The 15,365-nt window shown below is 34.4% G+C and carries 19 protein-coding genes; 8 read left to right on the top strand and 11 right to left on the bottom strand.

Going from position 1 to position 15,365, the window contains the following annotated elements; all coding sequences use genetic code 11:
- Positions 1–26: 26 nt before the first annotated feature.
- The 5 genes from OXQ85_RS11185 to OXQ85_RS11165 form a co-directional block, all read right to left on the bottom strand.
- Positions 27–542: an NUDIX domain-containing protein gene (locus OXQ85_RS11185; RefSeq protein WP_267404558.1), complete on the bottom strand. Its 516-nt coding sequence runs from the start codon at positions 540–542 to the stop codon at positions 27–29.
- Positions 542–1,453, bottom strand: coding sequence for a site-specific tyrosine recombinase XerD (xerD, locus tag OXQ85_RS11180; protein ID WP_267404556.1), 912 nt, complete (start codon positions 1,451–1,453; stop codon positions 542–544). The genes OXQ85_RS11185 and xerD overlap by 1 nt, the downstream gene beginning before the upstream one ends.
- 6 nt (positions 1,454–1,459) lie before the next feature.
- Positions 1,460–1,882, bottom strand: a complete 423-nt coding sequence (locus tag OXQ85_RS11175) for a dCMP deaminase family protein (protein WP_267404554.1) — start codon at positions 1,880–1,882, stop codon at positions 1,460–1,462.
- A 50-nt stretch (positions 1,883–1,932) separates the two neighbouring features.
- The gene (locus tag OXQ85_RS11170) at positions 1,933–2,700 is read right to left on the bottom strand and encodes an enoyl-CoA hydratase-related protein (protein WP_267404552.1); all 768 of its coding nucleotides are present in this window, start codon (positions 2,698–2,700) and stop codon (positions 1,933–1,935) included.
- 105 nt (positions 2,701–2,805) lie between these two features.
- Positions 2,806–4,293, bottom strand: a complete 1,488-nt coding sequence (locus OXQ85_RS11165; RefSeq protein WP_267404551.1) for a catalase — start codon at positions 4,291–4,293, stop codon at positions 2,806–2,808.
- Positions 4,294–4,425: 132 nt separating this feature from the next.
- On the opposite strand from OXQ85_RS11165, the gene OXQ85_RS11160 reads away from it, so the two are divergent.
- The 8 genes from OXQ85_RS11160 to OXQ85_RS11125 all read left to right on the top strand — a co-directional run bounded on the left by OXQ85_RS11160 (position 4,426) and on the right by OXQ85_RS11125 (position 11,917).
- Positions 4,426–5,376 carry a LysR substrate-binding domain-containing protein gene (locus OXQ85_RS11160; RefSeq protein WP_267404549.1) on the top strand — a complete coding sequence of 317 codons (951 nt, stop codon included), beginning with the start codon at positions 4,426–4,428 and terminating at the stop codon, positions 5,374–5,376.
- A gap of 240 nt (positions 5,377–5,616) precedes the next feature.
- On the top strand, positions 5,617–6,897 hold the full coding sequence (gene metK, locus OXQ85_RS11155; protein WP_267404547.1) for a methionine adenosyltransferase: 1,281 nt from the start codon (positions 5,617–5,619) through the stop codon (positions 6,895–6,897).
- Between the two features lie 82 nt (positions 6,898–6,979).
- Positions 6,980–7,471 carry a hypothetical protein gene (locus OXQ85_RS11150; RefSeq protein WP_267404545.1) on the top strand — a complete coding sequence of 164 codons (492 nt, stop codon included), beginning with the start codon at positions 6,980–6,982 and terminating at the stop codon, positions 7,469–7,471.
- Between the two features lie 197 nt (positions 7,472–7,668).
- The gene (locus OXQ85_RS11145) at positions 7,669–8,259 is read left to right on the top strand and encodes a sigma-70 family RNA polymerase sigma factor (RefSeq protein ID WP_267404543.1); all 591 of its coding nucleotides are present in this window, start codon (positions 7,669–7,671) and stop codon (positions 8,257–8,259) included.
- A gap of 203 nt (positions 8,260–8,462) precedes the next feature.
- Positions 8,463–9,158 carry a YjjG family noncanonical pyrimidine nucleotidase gene (locus OXQ85_RS11140; protein ID WP_267404541.1) on the top strand — a complete coding sequence of 232 codons (696 nt, stop codon included), beginning with the start codon at positions 8,463–8,465 and terminating at the stop codon, positions 9,156–9,158.
- A 277-nt stretch (positions 9,159–9,435) separates the two neighbouring features.
- Positions 9,436–9,885, top strand: coding sequence for a PepSY-like domain-containing protein (locus OXQ85_RS11135; RefSeq protein ID WP_267404539.1), 450 nt, complete (start codon positions 9,436–9,438; stop codon positions 9,883–9,885).
- 65 nt (positions 9,886–9,950) lie between these two features.
- Positions 9,951–10,622: a response regulator transcription factor gene (locus tag OXQ85_RS11130; protein ID WP_267404537.1), complete on the top strand. Its 672-nt coding sequence runs from the start codon at positions 9,951–9,953 to the stop codon at positions 10,620–10,622.
- Positions 10,622–11,917: a HAMP domain-containing sensor histidine kinase gene (locus tag OXQ85_RS11125; protein ID WP_267404535.1), complete on the top strand. Its 1,296-nt coding sequence runs from the start codon at positions 10,622–10,624 to the stop codon at positions 11,915–11,917. The genes OXQ85_RS11130 and OXQ85_RS11125 overlap by 1 nt, the downstream gene beginning before the upstream one ends.
- Positions 11,918–12,000: 83 nt before the next feature.
- Here the strand turns inward: OXQ85_RS11125 and trpS are convergent, their stop codons facing one another.
- The 6 genes from trpS to OXQ85_RS11095 form a co-directional block, all read right to left on the bottom strand.
- Positions 12,001–12,969 (bottom strand): tryptophan--tRNA ligase, encoded by a 969-nt coding sequence (gene trpS / locus OXQ85_RS11120; protein WP_267404533.1) that lies wholly within the window; start codon positions 12,967–12,969, stop codon positions 12,001–12,003.
- A gap of 134 nt (positions 12,970–13,103) precedes the next feature.
- Positions 13,104–13,748, bottom strand: coding sequence for an ElyC/SanA/YdcF family protein (locus tag OXQ85_RS11115; protein ID WP_267404531.1), 645 nt, complete (start codon positions 13,746–13,748; stop codon positions 13,104–13,106).
- Between the two features lie 16 nt (positions 13,749–13,764).
- The gene (locus OXQ85_RS11110; RefSeq protein ID WP_267404529.1) at positions 13,765–14,403 is read right to left on the bottom strand and encodes a lipoprotein signal peptidase; all 639 of its coding nucleotides are present in this window, start codon (positions 14,401–14,403) and stop codon (positions 13,765–13,767) included.
- Positions 14,403–14,597 (bottom strand): DUF2683 family protein, encoded by a 195-nt coding sequence (locus OXQ85_RS11105; RefSeq protein ID WP_267404528.1) that lies wholly within the window; start codon positions 14,595–14,597, stop codon positions 14,403–14,405. Before OXQ85_RS11105 ends, OXQ85_RS11110 begins: the two co-directional genes overlap by 1 nt.
- Positions 14,598–14,614: 17 nt before the next feature.
- On the bottom strand, positions 14,615–14,860 hold the full coding sequence (locus OXQ85_RS11100) for a DUF6576 domain-containing protein (protein WP_267404526.1): 246 nt from the start codon (positions 14,858–14,860) through the stop codon (positions 14,615–14,617).
- Positions 14,861–14,941: 81 nt separating this feature from the next.
- A complete protein-coding gene (locus OXQ85_RS11095; protein WP_267404524.1) occupies positions 14,942–15,322 on the bottom strand; it encodes a TraR/DksA C4-type zinc finger protein in 381 nt (126 codons plus the stop codon).
- Between the last annotated feature and the right edge of the window lie 43 nt (positions 15,323–15,365).

Here is a 15,365-nt window from a genome sequence, read left to right as displayed (position 1 = left end):
CTGCGAGAGTTATATTTTTAGTAGATTTAAATATTCTTCAAATACGTTCCAAAAAATTTCTTCTGAGAATCAAAAGCAAGATCCTCAAGATCTAATTCTTTTAAAGGAATCCAGATCGCTTCGGAAATTTCCGAAAGCTCAAGATTTACCTCAAACTTCTCTGAAACATTGTATTCATAAAACAAATCAATCGTATTGTAATCGATTTCTTTGTATTGATAAATATTGGGAAGGCTTGTTAAATACTTTAAATTTGAAATATCGATATCCAATTGTAATTCTTCAAAAAGCTCGCGTTTGCACGTTTCTTCAGCACTTTCTTTCGGATCTACAAAACCTCCGGCAAGATCTAGTTTTCCCTTTTTAGGATCGCGATTTCTTCTGGTAAGATAAATTTCGTCACCACATCTTATGACAATCGCTACAGCACCTGCCACGTTGTTATAAAGGCTGAAATTACAATTCGGGCAGCTCCATTTTTTTTCGCCGTCCCAGTGTAAGGTTTCTTCGCCGCAACTTGGGCAATATTTCAATATTTTCATTAAGCAATATTAATGTTTCTCGGGTGATAACTCAATATCACATCGCGAAGTTCTTCTGTCTTAAGATGCGTATAGATTTCCGTTGTGGTAATGCTCGAATGACCAAGCATTTCCTGAATATAACGAAGATCTGCTCCATTTTGCAGAAGATGTGTAGCAAAAGAATGTCTGAATGTATGTGGAGATATTTTTTTGCTTACTCCCGCTTTATCGGTCAATTCTTTTATAATTAAGAATACGATTACTCGCGACATAGATGTTCCTCTGCTGTTCAGGAATAAAGTATCTTCGTACTTTTTGTTGATCTTGTTTCTGGTACGTACTTCATCGATATAAGTTCTCAGCAATTCCGCGGTATAATCTGCCAAAGGAACGAATCTGGTTTTATTACCTTTCCCGTTTACTTTGATGTAGTTTTCGTTGAAATTAATGTTTGAAATTTTTAAATCGATAAGTTCCGAAACCCGGAGTCCACAACCGTAAAGTACTTCAACGATGCATTGGTTTCTTTTACCCAAATCCGAATCTACTTCGATTGCGCCGATAATTTTGTTGATATCTGGCAAACTAAGTGTATCCGGAAGGTATAATCCCAATTTTGGACCTTCAAGCAAAGCCGCCGGATTGTCTTCACGGTACTCATCTTCAAGTAAAAACTTAAAGAAAGCCTTTATGGAAGAGATCCACCTCGCTTGTGATCTTTCGCTGAATTTCTGTTTAGAAAGGTTGAAGATGTACTCCTGCAGATTTTCATAATCAATAGAGTCCGGACCTATATTTTCAAGGTCTTCAACAGCGTATTCTTTTAATTTTTTGATGTCTCGTACGTAGGCGTCGAGTGTGTTTTCTGAAAAATTTCTTTCGAATCGTAGAAAAATTTCAAAATCCTTAATCTTTTCATCCCAAGTCATGTTGTGTTATTTTTTTAGTTCACAGTCTGATATTTGTTCTATTTCAATGTTATGGTTTCTAAGGAACGATATTCCGTCATCGTCTGAATATTCATTAATATACACCAGTCTGGTAATTCCCGCCTGAAGAATCAGTTTACTGCATTCTTTGCACGGAGATAACGTTAAATACAACGTAGCACCTTTTGCAGATTGTGTGGAAGCTGCCAATTTCAATATTGCATTGGCTTCTGCATGAAGTACATACCAGTGTGTTTTGCCTTCTTCATTTTCGCAACAGTTTTCGAATCCCGAAGGAGTCCCGTTGTAACCATCTGAAATAATCATCCTATCTTTTACGATAAGAGCTCCTACCTGTTTTCTTTTACAGTAGGATAGTTGTGCCCATTCCTGAGCCATTTTTAGATAAGCTTTGTCAAACTTATTCATACCGCGGCATTGTTTTGTTTCGAAATAATTTGTATTAAGGGTGGAAATGTCTAGAAGTTTGGCTTTCTTTTTTCAATGAAAGCGGTTACTCCTTCTTTTTTATCGTCTAGTTCAAAAACTTCTCCGAAAGCTTTAATCTCAGCGTCGAAGCCTTTTTCCGTATCCGATAAATTTACGGCATGTATTGCTTTCGCAATCGCCATAGGTGAATTTCTAGCAATTAAAGATGCTAATTCTTTTGTTTTGGTTAAAAGTTCTTCAATAGAGTATACTTCATTCACCAAGCCGATTTCTTTTGCTTTTTGCGCAGTAATCATTTTGGCCGAGAAGATCATTTCGTTGGCAATGCCTTTTCCTACAAGCTTCGGCAGCCTTTGAGTTCCTCCGTACCCAGGGATTAACCCCAACGTAACTTCTGGTAATCCCAACTTGGCATTTTCCGATGCATATCTGATGTGGCATGCCATAGCAAGCTCTAAACCACCTCCCAATGCGAAACCGTTTACGGCTGCAATGACAGGCTTATTCATATTTTCAATTTTATTAAAAAGTGAATTGTGACCGTTTCTTGCAAGTTCTTCTGCCTCTTTCTGTCCCAAATCTGTAAATTCTTTAATATCAGCACCTGCAACGAAAGATTTTTCGCCACTTCCTGTAATAATAACGGCTCGGCAAGTTGTGTCATTATTCAGTTCGTCAATGGCAGTGCTCAGCTCCTTGATAGTCTGTGCATTAAGTGCATTCAGGCTTTCAGGTCTGTTTATTGTAATAATAGATATTTTATCTTCTTTATTTAATAATATATTTTCGTAACTCATTTTCCACTTTAAAATATTATCTTCCGCAAATTATAAATTTTTTACAAAAAAAAAGGAAAAATATTATTTTTTTTTCCTTTATATCATAAATATTATCAAATATACTTATTTTGAATGATTCATCATATTGGCATCAATATTCACATTCAGTTGAGAAGCTACTTTCATGCCAAGCTCAATATTAGCCCTGAAAAAGTGGCATAATTGACGATTTATGATCTCACCTTTCTTCGGTCCATCGATTCCTTTCATACTTCCGATGATATTCTTGATCAAATTTTCTCTCTCTTCCGCATTCATTGCTTTTGAATATAACAATCCCGGCTGAGTGTAATGATCATCATCATTTTCATTGCGATTATAACTTGCAACGTGGGCACTATCTAACTCATATTCAAAGTTTTTGTACGAAGAATCTGCTTTAATATCATCAAAACTGTTTGGATGATAATTCGGCTTATCCTGATATTGGCTTGAATCTGCCATAAAACCGTCTCTTTGATAATTATTAACTTCAAACGGGCATCTGTTAACTTCCAAATGATGCGCATTTACACCCACTCTGTATCGGTGAGCATCGGGATAAGAAAATAATCTTCCCTGAAGCATTTTATCTGGTGAAAAGCTGATTCCGTTGATCAAATTGCTTGGTGAAAAAGTAGATTGCTCTACGTGTGCAAAATAATTTACCGGAACGTCATTCAGTTCCATTTCTCCTACTTCAATCAATGGGAAATCATCATGGAACCAAACTTTCGTGATATCAAAAGGATTCCATCGGAAATCTCTTGCCTGCTCTTCCGTCATTACTTGGATGTACATGGTCCATTTCGGGAAATCACCATTTTCAATCGCTTTGCAAAGATCTTCCTGCGCAAAATCAGGATTTTCTCCCGCCGTTTTTACCGCGTCGTCATTAGTGAAGTTTTTTATGCCTTGTTTTGTTTTAAAGTGAAATTTCACCCAAACTCTTTCATTTTGAGCATTAATCATCGAGAAGGTATGAGAACCAAACCCGTGCATGTGTCTGTAGCCATGAGGAGTTCCTCTGTCGGACATTAAAATTAAGACCTGATGAAGAGATTCAGGATTCAAACTCCAGAAATCCCACATCATTGTTGCACTTTTCAGATTCGTTTTCGGAACTCTTTTTTGAGTGTGAATAAAATCCGGAAACTTTTTAGCATCTTTAATGAAGAAAACAGGTGTATTGTTTCCTACAAGATCCCAATTTCCGTCTTCTGTATAAAATTTTAAAGCAAAACCTCTTGGATCTCTTGCGGTATCTGCACTTCCTTTTTCACCTCCAACAGTGGAAAAACGAGCAAACATTTTACAAGAATTACCTACCTGAGAAAATAATTTTGCTTTTGTATATTTTGATATATCGTGTGTAACCGTGAATTTTCCATACGCGCCACTTCCTTTTGCATGAACGATTCTTTCCGGAATTCTTTCTCTTACGAAATGCGCCAGATTTTCCTGAAGAATGAAATCCTGAAGTAGAACCGGACCTCTAGGACCAACCGTCTGTGAGTCCTGATGTTCGTAGTAAGGAGCACCGTTGCTTAACGTTAATTTTTTAGAATCCATAAACTTATGATTTGTATGATTGATTTCTTATTTAGATTGTAATATGTAAAGGTACTAAATATCAAATTTACTTGAATTTTTAATTGTCAATTACAAAAACATTATATCTTTGTAATAGATAATATTAATCAGATGAACATTCAGCAATTGGAATACCTTATCGCTGTAGATAAGTACAAACATTTTGGTAAAGCTGCCCAAGCATGCTTCATTACACAACCTACGCTTAGTGCAATGATACAGAAATTTGAGGATGAACTGGATGTAAAAGTTTTCGATAGAACGACGCACCCGATTCGTACCACAGATGTGGGACTTCAGATCATTGATCAGGCAAAGGTAATCATAGAATCTGTCAATGAATTAAAGAACAAAGCGAATCTTTTAAATAATATTCTGGGAGGAACCATTAATCTGGGAATCATTCCTACTGTTTCTTCATTTATTTTACCTACAGAAATATTTGGATTTTTGGAGCAAAATCCTAAAATTCAGATGAATGTAAAGGAAATGACGACGGACAGTATCATTAAAGCTTTAAAAGCTGGGGAACTTGATGCAGGAATTATTTCAACGCCTTACGATACGGCAGATGAATTCTATCAGGACTTTTTGTTTAATGAAGAATTAATGATTTATAGTTCTAATACTGAAGCTAACAAAAAGAATTCTTACGTGGTTCCTGAGGAATTAAACGTTGAAAAAGTTTGGTTACTTGAGGAAGGAAACTGTCTGAGAAATCAGTTTGAAAATATCTGTCATTTAAAGGAGAATACGTTGAAACCTAAGAATTTAGATTTCTTGGCTTCTAATATTCAGACGTTGGTTCACATGGTGGATAAAGTAGGAGGAATCAGTATTTTACCAGAATTGGCATTAAGTCAGCTTTCAGAAGTACAGAAGGAAAATGTTTTCAGATTCAAGAAGCCTTTCCCGTACAGAGAGATCAGTATTATTTACTACAAACCAACATTTAAGCAAAAAATTATTGACGAATTATCACATTCTATCAAGTCTTCATTAGAGAAAAAGCTCAATTATAATGAAAGTCCGAAAGAATTTGTAAGCATAAAACCACAATAGTTTTTATTGTGAAATTGCAGATAAATCATTAATTTCAAGAAATTTATAATTAGTAAACAAAATTTTTGAGTATTAAAAAAATAGTACTTAAATTTGCAGACGTTTACGAACGAGGAAAAATTTGACCTGATTGCAACCTCTATAAAAAAATGCTAAAACAGTATTCTCTTTTTAGCTTTTTGGCAATTTATTCTTATTTTTCTTCGTCCAATTTTTTAATCTAAAAAAACAAAGAATAATATGTCTTATTTATTTACGTCTGAATCTGTTTCAGAAGGACATCCGGATAAAATTGCAGACCAAATTTCCGATGCATTAATCGATCACTTTTTGGCTTATGACAAAACTTCAAAAGTAGCTTGTGAAACTCTTGTAACGACAGGACAGGTGGTTTTGGCTGGTGAAGTAAAGTCTGATGCTTATCTTGATGTGCAGACGATCGCAAGAGATGTTATCAACGGAATTGGCTACACAAAGGGAGAATACATGTTCAACGGTGATTCTTGTGGAGTTATTTCAGCCATTCACGAGCAGTCTCCGGACATTAACCAAGGGGTTGACAGAGCAGTAACAGACGAATCTTTTGAGGCTAAAGCAAACGCTCAGGGTGCTGGTGACCAAGGGATGATGTTTGGTTATGCAACCAACGAAACGGCTAACTATATGCCTTTGGCTTTAGATTTAGCACATACTATTCTTAAAGAGCTTTCTGCGATCAGAAGAGAAGATTCTGAAATTAAATATCTTCGTCCAGATGCAAAATCTCAGGTTACTATCGAGTATTCTGATGATCACAAGCCTGTAAGAATTGATTCTATCGTAGTTTCTACTCAGCACGATGATTTCGGAGCGGAAGAGGAAATGCTTAACAAAATCAGAGAAGACATTAAAAATATTTTGATCCCCAGAGTTGTTGCTTTGCAAACTGAAGAGATCAAGGCTTTATTTAATGATCAGATTAAATATCATATCAACCCAACTGGGAAGTTCGTAATCGGTGGTCCTCACGGAGATACAGGCCTTACAGGAAGAAAAATCATCGTAGATACTTACGGTGGAAAAGGAGCTCACGGTGGGGGTGCTTTTTCTGGAAAAGATCCTTCAAAAGTAGATAGAAGTGCTGCTTATGCAACAAGACACATCGCTAAAAACTTAGTAGCTGCAGGTGTTGCTGACGAAGTTTTGGTACAGGTTTCTTATGCTATCGGTGTTGCTGAACCTTGTGGTTTATACATCAACACCTACGGAACTTCTAAAGTTGGTTTAAATGATGGTGAAATTGCTAAAAAAGTGTCTACAATTTTCGATTTGAGACCTTATGCAATCGAGCAAAACTTAAAATTAAGAAACCCTATTTATCAGAATACAGCTTCTTACGGACACATGGGAAGAGAGCCTTATGTAGCTGATAAAACTTTCAATAAAGGACATAAAAACGAGCTTACATTAACTGGCTTAGAGTTTTTTACTTGGGAAAAACTAGACAAAGTAGACGAAATTAAAGCCGCTTTCGGTATTTAATTTTTAAACTTACAGAATAAATAACTGCTTTATCTTTCCGATAAGGCAGTTTTTTTTAATTTTACATTCAAATAAATAGAAGATGATGAACGCTAGATTCGCAATGACAATCCTTTCGGTATTTTTTCTGAGCACATTTGCCAAAGCGCAATACACCATGCATAAAATGATTACGGTAGGATATACCTATCAAAACCAAAGCTTTGGAGAAGTAGGAGGAAAGTTGCTTTTCTTGAAAAATGATGATGTGATTTACCGCTTGGGCGGAACGGCGATGATGGGATCTGCAAATTCCAAATTCGCTATTATGCCTAAACTTTCAGCAGATGTTTTGTTAAATTTTCAGAAAGATGTAGACTTTTACCATTCGTATTATTTCCTTGCCGGAGCTGAAGGAACCAACAAATATGTGGCTCCAAAAATTGGGGTTTCTCTTTTCGGAATGTTAGATTTAACAGCAGGGTATGCTTTTCCGATAGGTGACGCAAGATTAAACGGTAAAGAAATGAAGGGTGTAAATGTTAATTTTACATTAAATATCCCTACTGTGTTTATACATGACATGTTTAAGTGATTTTTTTTAAATTTTTCTTGTAAAATTTTAATAATAGGTTAACAGTTATTAAAAAATTATTATATTTACACATTATTAAAGTGTACCAGCCTATAGATTTTACTTTACTCTAAAGAATTGTTTTGTATTTACAATTTGAGCCAGATATAATATCTGGAAGATGATTTGTCTACAAATATATTATTGAGAAGAAAGTTATGAAATCAAAATCGGATAGTTTACTAATTTCCCTTTACCAAAAAGGAGACGAAGCGGCATTATCATCGCTTATACATCGTCATCAGAGAGAACTGTTTACATTCATTTTTTACAAAATTAATGATGAAGACTTAGCAAATGATGTTTTTCAGGATACTTTCATGAAAATCATTGTGATGCTAAAAGAAGGGCGCTATAACGAAGAAGGAAAGTTCATTCTTTGGGCAAAAAGAATTGCTCACAACCTTATCATAGACCATTTCAGACTAAAAGCAAAGAATATCAAAGTGTCGGAAACTACTTTCGAAACTGATGAATATTCCATTTTCGACCTTATACGAGAGCCTTCTGAAAATATTGAAGATCAGTTGGTGACCAATCAGATTCAGGAAGATCTTTTGAGAATGCTTCAGTTTCTGCCTCAAAATCAGCAGGAAGTGATTAAATTAAGATTTTTTGATGGGCTAAGTTTCAAAGAAATTGCAGATCATACCGACATGAGTATCAATACTACATTAGGTCGTGTACGTTATGCATTGATTAACCTGAGAAAAATCATGGAAGAAAATAATATTGTACTTACCAGATAGATAATAAATTGCAAAAAGTTTCGTTTTAAGGAAAAACATCTTTCGCCTATGAAAAAAAATGACTCCTTAAAAGTGAAAACTTTGAAACCGAAAAAACAAACAATTGATTTTTTGCTAAGCTATTCAAAAAGTTTGGACGTATTAAAAATCAAGGATAAAAATTATCCTGTCTCCAAAAATTAAAATGATTAATTTTGTGCTGTATGAAAATTCAGCACATTTTTTTTGATCTTGATAATACACTTTGGGATCATCGTAGAAATGCCTATTTAACGATAAAAGACCTTTTTGAAAAAGAAGAAATTGGCTTAAAATATAATATAAATTTCGATGAGTTTCATTCTGTTTATCATGAAATCAATGAAAAACTATGGGAAGATATCCGCGACGGAATTATCGATAAAGAATATCTGAGAAAGCACCGTTTTTACGATACATTCAAACGTTTTAATGTAGATGATCTGGAATTATCGATGTATTTTGAAGAGCATTTTCTTGATAAAATTCTCAATCATAATGAACTGGTAGAAGGCGCAGAATATATTTTAGAATATCTTAAAGCTAAAAATTATACTTTGCATATTATTTCCAACGGATTCAAAGAAGTGACGGAAAGAAAATGTATTTTGTCCGGAATTGATACATATTTTCAAACCATTACCAGCGCAGATACAGTTGGTGTAAGGAAACCTCGTCCCGAAATTTTTGAATATTCATTAAGTCTTTCTGATGCCACAAAAGAAAACAGTATTTTAATTGGTGACGACTGGATTGCTGATGTTGTTGGTTCTCAAAACTTCGGAATGGACGTTATTTTCTTTGATGTTTTAAATGAAAATCCGCAACAGGAAGGTTTGAAATCTATTAAGCATCTTTTGCAGATTAAAGATTTCTTGTAAATTCTTTTTTAACGCAAAGATTTATTTTCTTTTGAGAATATTTTTAGTGAGCAAAGCTTCATCAAATCAACAAAGTTGATTTGATGAAGCTTTGCGGATAATGTTTACGCTTCATCAGCGATTTATGGCAAATCTTTGCTCCTTAAAATTTAAAATAATGCAAATAAAAACTTTACGTTAAAATCTAAAAATTCCTATCCTTTAAAATTCAATTCCTAATTCTTTCCCAATTTGATATAGACCTTTGTTCCATAATAATTAACAAACAGTAAAAATTATGGAAACAAGATCAAAAATTACCATTATATTGGCCGTAGTCCTTATTTTAATCACCGGATGCGTTTACGGACAAGACAGAGCGATCGGCCCAAATCAGTTACCTAAAACCGCAAAAACTTTTCTTTTTACGAATTTCAAAGGAATCAAAGTTGGTTCTGCCATTGAGGACAGAGAAATCTATGGAGTTGATGAATACAAAGTTTACTTAGCTAATGGAACAAAAATTGAATTTGACAGCCGTGGAAACTGGAAAGAAGTAGACGGAAAACATCAGAAATTACCATATGGTTTTATTCCCACAAAGATTAGAAACTATGTTGCTAAAAGCTTTCCCAACACTTATATCATTAAGATGGAGAAAGAAAGATGGTCTTATCAGGCTGAACTTTCTAACGGAATTGAATTGGAATTTGACAGAGAAGGAAATTTTACCAAAATTGATGATTAATCACAGCCTCCCAGAAAAGGAGGTTTTAATTTTATATCTTTGATAGAACTTCATATTTAAAAAGCATGAAAATTTTAATTATAGAAGATGAACCTGAGCTGAAAAATATCGTTCAGAATTTTCTTGAAGCGGAACAATTTATTGTAGAATATGCCGAAGATTACAGTTCCGGACTTGAAAAAATTATTTCTTACGAATATGACTGTATTCTTTTAGACATCATGCTTCCCGATGGAAACGGTATCGACTTGCTGAAAGAAATAAAAGCCATGCACAAAAAAGATCCTGTGATTATTCTCTCTGCAAAAGATTCTGTGGATGATAAAGTGGCAGGATTGGAAATTGGCGCGGACGATTATTTAGCAAAACCTTTTCATCTGGCTGAATTATTGGCAAGAATAAAATCTGTAATCCGAAGAAAAAAGCAGGACGGCGAGAATATTATTTCGTATAAAAATATCAATATTCATCCTGAAAGCAGAAAAGTTTTGATTAACGGAGATGAGTTGATTCTGAATCGTAAAGAATATGATTTGCTATATTATTTTATGATTCAGCCCCAAAAAACGTTACAGAAAACAACGTTGGCAGAAGCTATTTGGGGGGATTATATCGATCAGGCGGATAGTCTGGATTTTATTTATTCTCAAATTAAAAATCTTCGTAAAAAACTAAAAAATGTAGAATCTGAAGCTGATTTTCAGGCGGTTTACGGAATTGGTTACAAATTAATCTGATGAAAAGTTCGTTAAAATATTATACGATAAAATATCTTATTGTTGTCCTGTTGCTAATTATTGCGGTTTGGGCAGCATTATTTTATGCTTTTATTTTAGATGAAGTCTATGATAATGTGGATGATGGATTGAAAAACAGAAAGATCCAATTAATCAAAGCGGCTTATCAGGATGAAAAGTTGTTGGAAAATACGGATTTTGCTTTTAATGAATTTAAAATAGTTCCCGTTTCAGAAGCGGATTACAACAACCGAAACAAATTCTACAACAGAACGTATTATATGGAATACGATGATGATGATGAACCGTATAGAGTGTTGGAGACAGGTTTTAAAGATCAATTTGGAGGTTATCGGAAATTGACGATCAGAACATCAACGGTAGAGGAGGATGAACTGATTTATGACCTGAGTATTGCTTTGGTCGTACTGTATTTCTTTTTGGTAGTTAGCATTCTTTTTATTAATGGATTTTTGCTGAATAAGGCGATGCGACCGTTTTATAAGATTTTAGACAAACTGAAAAAATATCAGTTTGGAGTGACTTCTCCACCGATTGCAGAAACGTATAAAATTTCCGAGTTTGAAGAATTAAATGTAGAAATTGATGAAATGATTGAGCGAAATGAACTGGCTTTTCATCAACAGAAACAATTTATAGAAAATGCTTCCCATGAGTTGCAGACACCTTTAGCGATTGTTATTAATAAAATTGATTTATTGATTCAGAATGAAGACTTGGAAGAGAAAAGCCTGAATTCTTTTGTTGAAGTAAAGAACGATTTGCGAAGGATGGTTGCGATTAATAAATCTTTGCTGATGCTTTCTAAGATTGATAATAGCCAGTTTAATAAAGTTCAGATCGTTAATTTCAGTGAAATGATCAATGATTTACTGAAGGAATATGAAGACTTTATTGAGTTTAAGCATATTGATGTGAATGTTTTGGAAAAGGAGAACTTCGTAAGTGATTTTAATCCTGATCTGGCGAATATTTTATTGTCTAATTTGCTTAAAAATGCAATTAAATACAATAATGAAAAGGGAAATATCAACATCATTATCGATAAAGATCAGATTATTTTCCAAAATAGCGGTTCTAAAAAGTCATTGGATAAAGCGAAAGTTTTCAACCGTTTTTATAAGCAGAGTTCGGATCATACTTCGACAGGACTTGGACTTTCGATTATTATGTCCATCATCAAACAATATCCGAATTGGGATATTTCCTATGAATTTGAGGAGGGAATGCATTATTTTATCATTACTAAAAATAATAAAAGTCTTTCCAATTGAGGGGATTAGGTTGTTTTAAAGAGTTTCGGCGGCACCGAAGGTGCCGCCGAAACTTAATATTTATTCATAAAAGATATAGAAAATTAAATTCCTAAACTTTCTCTCACTCTTTTAATGGTTTCCGTAGCGATTACTCTCGTTTTTGTAGCTCCTTCCTGAAGTTTTGCTTCCAATTCGTCAAGATTGTTCATGTAATAAGAGAACAATTCTCTTTCTTTTTCAAATCTAGCCAAGATCAAATCCAAAAGTTCTTTTTTCGCATGACCATAACCGAAGTTTCCAGCTAAATATTTTGCTCTTAACTCCTCTGTTTGTTCTGGAGTTGCGATCAGTTGATAGATTGCAAATGTTTTATCTGTTTCGGGATCTTTTGGTTCTTCCAAAGATTTTGAATCAGATTCAATGCTCATCACCTGCTTTTTTAGTTCTTTTTCAGGTAAGAAAATATTGATGATATTTCCTCTGGATTTTGACATTTTGTGTCCATCAACTCCGGGAACATATTTGGTGTCTTCCTGAAGTTCAGATTGTGGCAAAACAAAAACTTCACCCATTTGATTATTAAATCTTGAAGCCACATCTCGAGCAATCTCCAAATGCTGAAGCTGATCTTTCCCCACAGGAACGATTTCAGCATCATACAATAAAATATCGGCGGCCATCAAAATAGGATAAGTAAACAAGCCAGCATTTACATCCTGCAAACGGTCTGCTTTATCTTTAAATGAATGTGCCAGTGTTAATCTCTGATAAGGAAAAAAACATGATAAATGCCAAGAAAGTTCACAGGTTTCAGGGATGTCGCTCTGTCTGTAAAAAAATGTTTTTTCGGTATCTAATCCACAAGCAAGCCAAGCCGCAGCAATCTCGTAGGTATTCTGTTTCAGTTCTCTCGCGTCTTTTATCTGCGTAAGAGAATGCAGATTCGCGATAAATAAAAATGATTCGTTTCCTTCCTGTTTTGATAGCTCAATTGCAGGAATAATAGCACCCAACAAGTTACCAAGGTGCGGTGTTCCGGTGGCTTGAATGCCGGTAAGAATTCTTGACATTTGTTTAAAATTTATATTTAAAAATTAATGAATTGCAAATTTAATTAATTCTCTCACGGATTGAGCAGATAACGCAGATCTTTTTAATATGATTTTAAATCTGCTTAATCAGCAAAATCAGCGAGAAAAGAAAATTATGGAATCAAAATTTTTTCTCCTCCAAATTTAGGTTCAATACCTAGAAGTAAATCATAATAAGCTTTCGCTTTCGCCAGATATTCTCTCATATTGGTTTTAAAACCTGCGTATTTATTCACATCTTTAGCGTTGTAGCCGAAAGCATCAATTCCGTTTTCTTTGGCTAAAAATACCGCCCTTTCGTTATGAAACTTTTGTGAAATAATCACCAGTTTTGTCTGTCCAAAAATTTCTTTAGCTCTTACCACAGAATCTAGCGTTCTGAATCCTGCATGATCTAAGAAAATTTTATTCTCAGGAATGCCATAGCGCATTAAAGTTAACAGCATATCTTCGGGCTCATTATAGTCTTTGGTGCTATTGTCGCCGCTTACGATGATATACTTTATTTTTCCGCTTTTATACAGATCTACCGTTGCCTGAATTCTGTTGTAGAAATAAGCATTCGGAAGACCGCTGTTCAAGTTTTTGCTGGTTCCGAGAAGTAAAGCTGTTTTCGTTTCGGGAATATCAGCGATGTTGTAAGAAACGTACGCATCACTGTTTTTCTTGATGCTGTAATTCGCCCAAGCAATAAAAATAATTCCTGCAACAATAAGAAGCAGGAAGAATTTAAAAATATTTTTAATAATTTTTTTCATTTAGTGTTATGTATTTTTAAAATTCCAATCCGTTGGGGAAAGCTTTTTTTCTGAAAATTAATAATAAAACTGCCCCTACTGTAATTGCTGAATCTGCTACATTGAAGATATATTTAAAAAATTCAATATGTTTTCCTCCAATAATAGGCCAGCTTTCAGGAACATTCCAATCTACCAACGGAAAATGAAGCATGTCAACCACGCAACCTCTCATAAAAGTAGAATATCCGTTTCCGAAGCCTACTACTTTAGAGATTCCACCGTAACCAATCCAACGATCAATGCTTGGGTCGTAAACTGTTCCGCTGTCGAAAATCAATCCATAAAACATTCCGTCAATCAAATTCCCAATGGCTCCGGCAAAAATCATGGCCATAGGAATCAAAAGATAATTAGATTCACCACGTTGCAGCCACTTTTTGAATAAGTAGATCATTCCGCCAATCAAAATAACTCTTACAATTACCAGGAAATATTTTCCAATAACTCCGCCAAAATGAAGTCCGTAAGCCATTCCCGGATTTTCCACAAATGTAAACTTGAAACCTGGCAATACAGAAATGCTGTCGTCCAGATTAAAATGTGTTTTTACATAAATTTTTGAAGCCTGATCAATTAATAAAATAAGAAAGGTTACAAATAATATCTTTTTCATTACAGGTTCGTCTTTGGTTTGTCTTTAAAGTTTTTCTTGGTATTTTCTTTTTTGGCAGGAGTTCTTGGCTCGAAAGTTTGAGTTTTTGAGCCTCGCGTATGAAATTTTTCGTAACGAATTCCCATATCTTTCATCACACTTTTCAGTGCATTCAGCTCCATTTGGTTTTTTGGGTGTACAATTAGTGCCTCCATTTTTATTTAATTAATTTTTATTTTTTGGACAATTCATCGAGTCTTTTTCTGTCTTTTGCAGACAAATCATTCACTCCGTTTTTGCCCATTTTGCTTAAAAGCCTGTCGATTTCTTTCTCCCTTTCGCGTTTATCAGAATTAAATTGGTCATCAATGGTGTAATTTCTTTTTTCGTCGGGAAAAAATCTGTTTTTGATCTTTTCTCTGTTGAAAAATCCTAAAACGACAACAATAATAATGATTAAAATTAATAATTCGCTCATGGGTATATATTAAAAATTTGGTTTATAAAGTATTTCATGAAATACGATATAAACCAAAAATTATTTTAACTAACCTTGCGGTTATTTCTGCATGTTTTTCGCTTCAATGCTTAACGTAGCGTGCGGAACAGCCAATAGTCTTTCTTTAGGAATCAACTTGCCTGTTACTCTGCAAACGCCATAAGTTTTGTTTTCAATTCTTATCAAAGCATTCTTCAAATCACGTACGAATTTCTCCTGTCTTCCGGCTAAAATAGAGTTCTGCTCTTTGCTTAAAGTTTCAGCACCTTCTTCAAACGCTTTAAAGGTCGGAGAAGTATCATCCGTGCCATTATTCTGGTCGTTGATAAAACTCTCTCTGATTAGTTTTAAATCGTTTTCTGCTTTCTCTATTTTTTCCTTGATCACTGCTTTAAACTCTTGTAAATCAGCATCACTGTATCTTACTCTTTCGTCTGACATGTTCGTTTCTCTTTTTTAATAAAATTATGAAATGGAATTTGAA

It is taken from the genome of Chryseobacterium sp. GM_Chr_2, from assembly GCF_026540445.1.
Taxonomy (GTDB): domain Bacteria; phylum Bacteroidota; class Bacteroidia; order Flavobacteriales; family Weeksellaceae; genus Chryseobacterium.
Note: the sequence above shows the minus strand (reverse complement) of the source record. Positions and strands in the feature narration are given on the sequence as shown.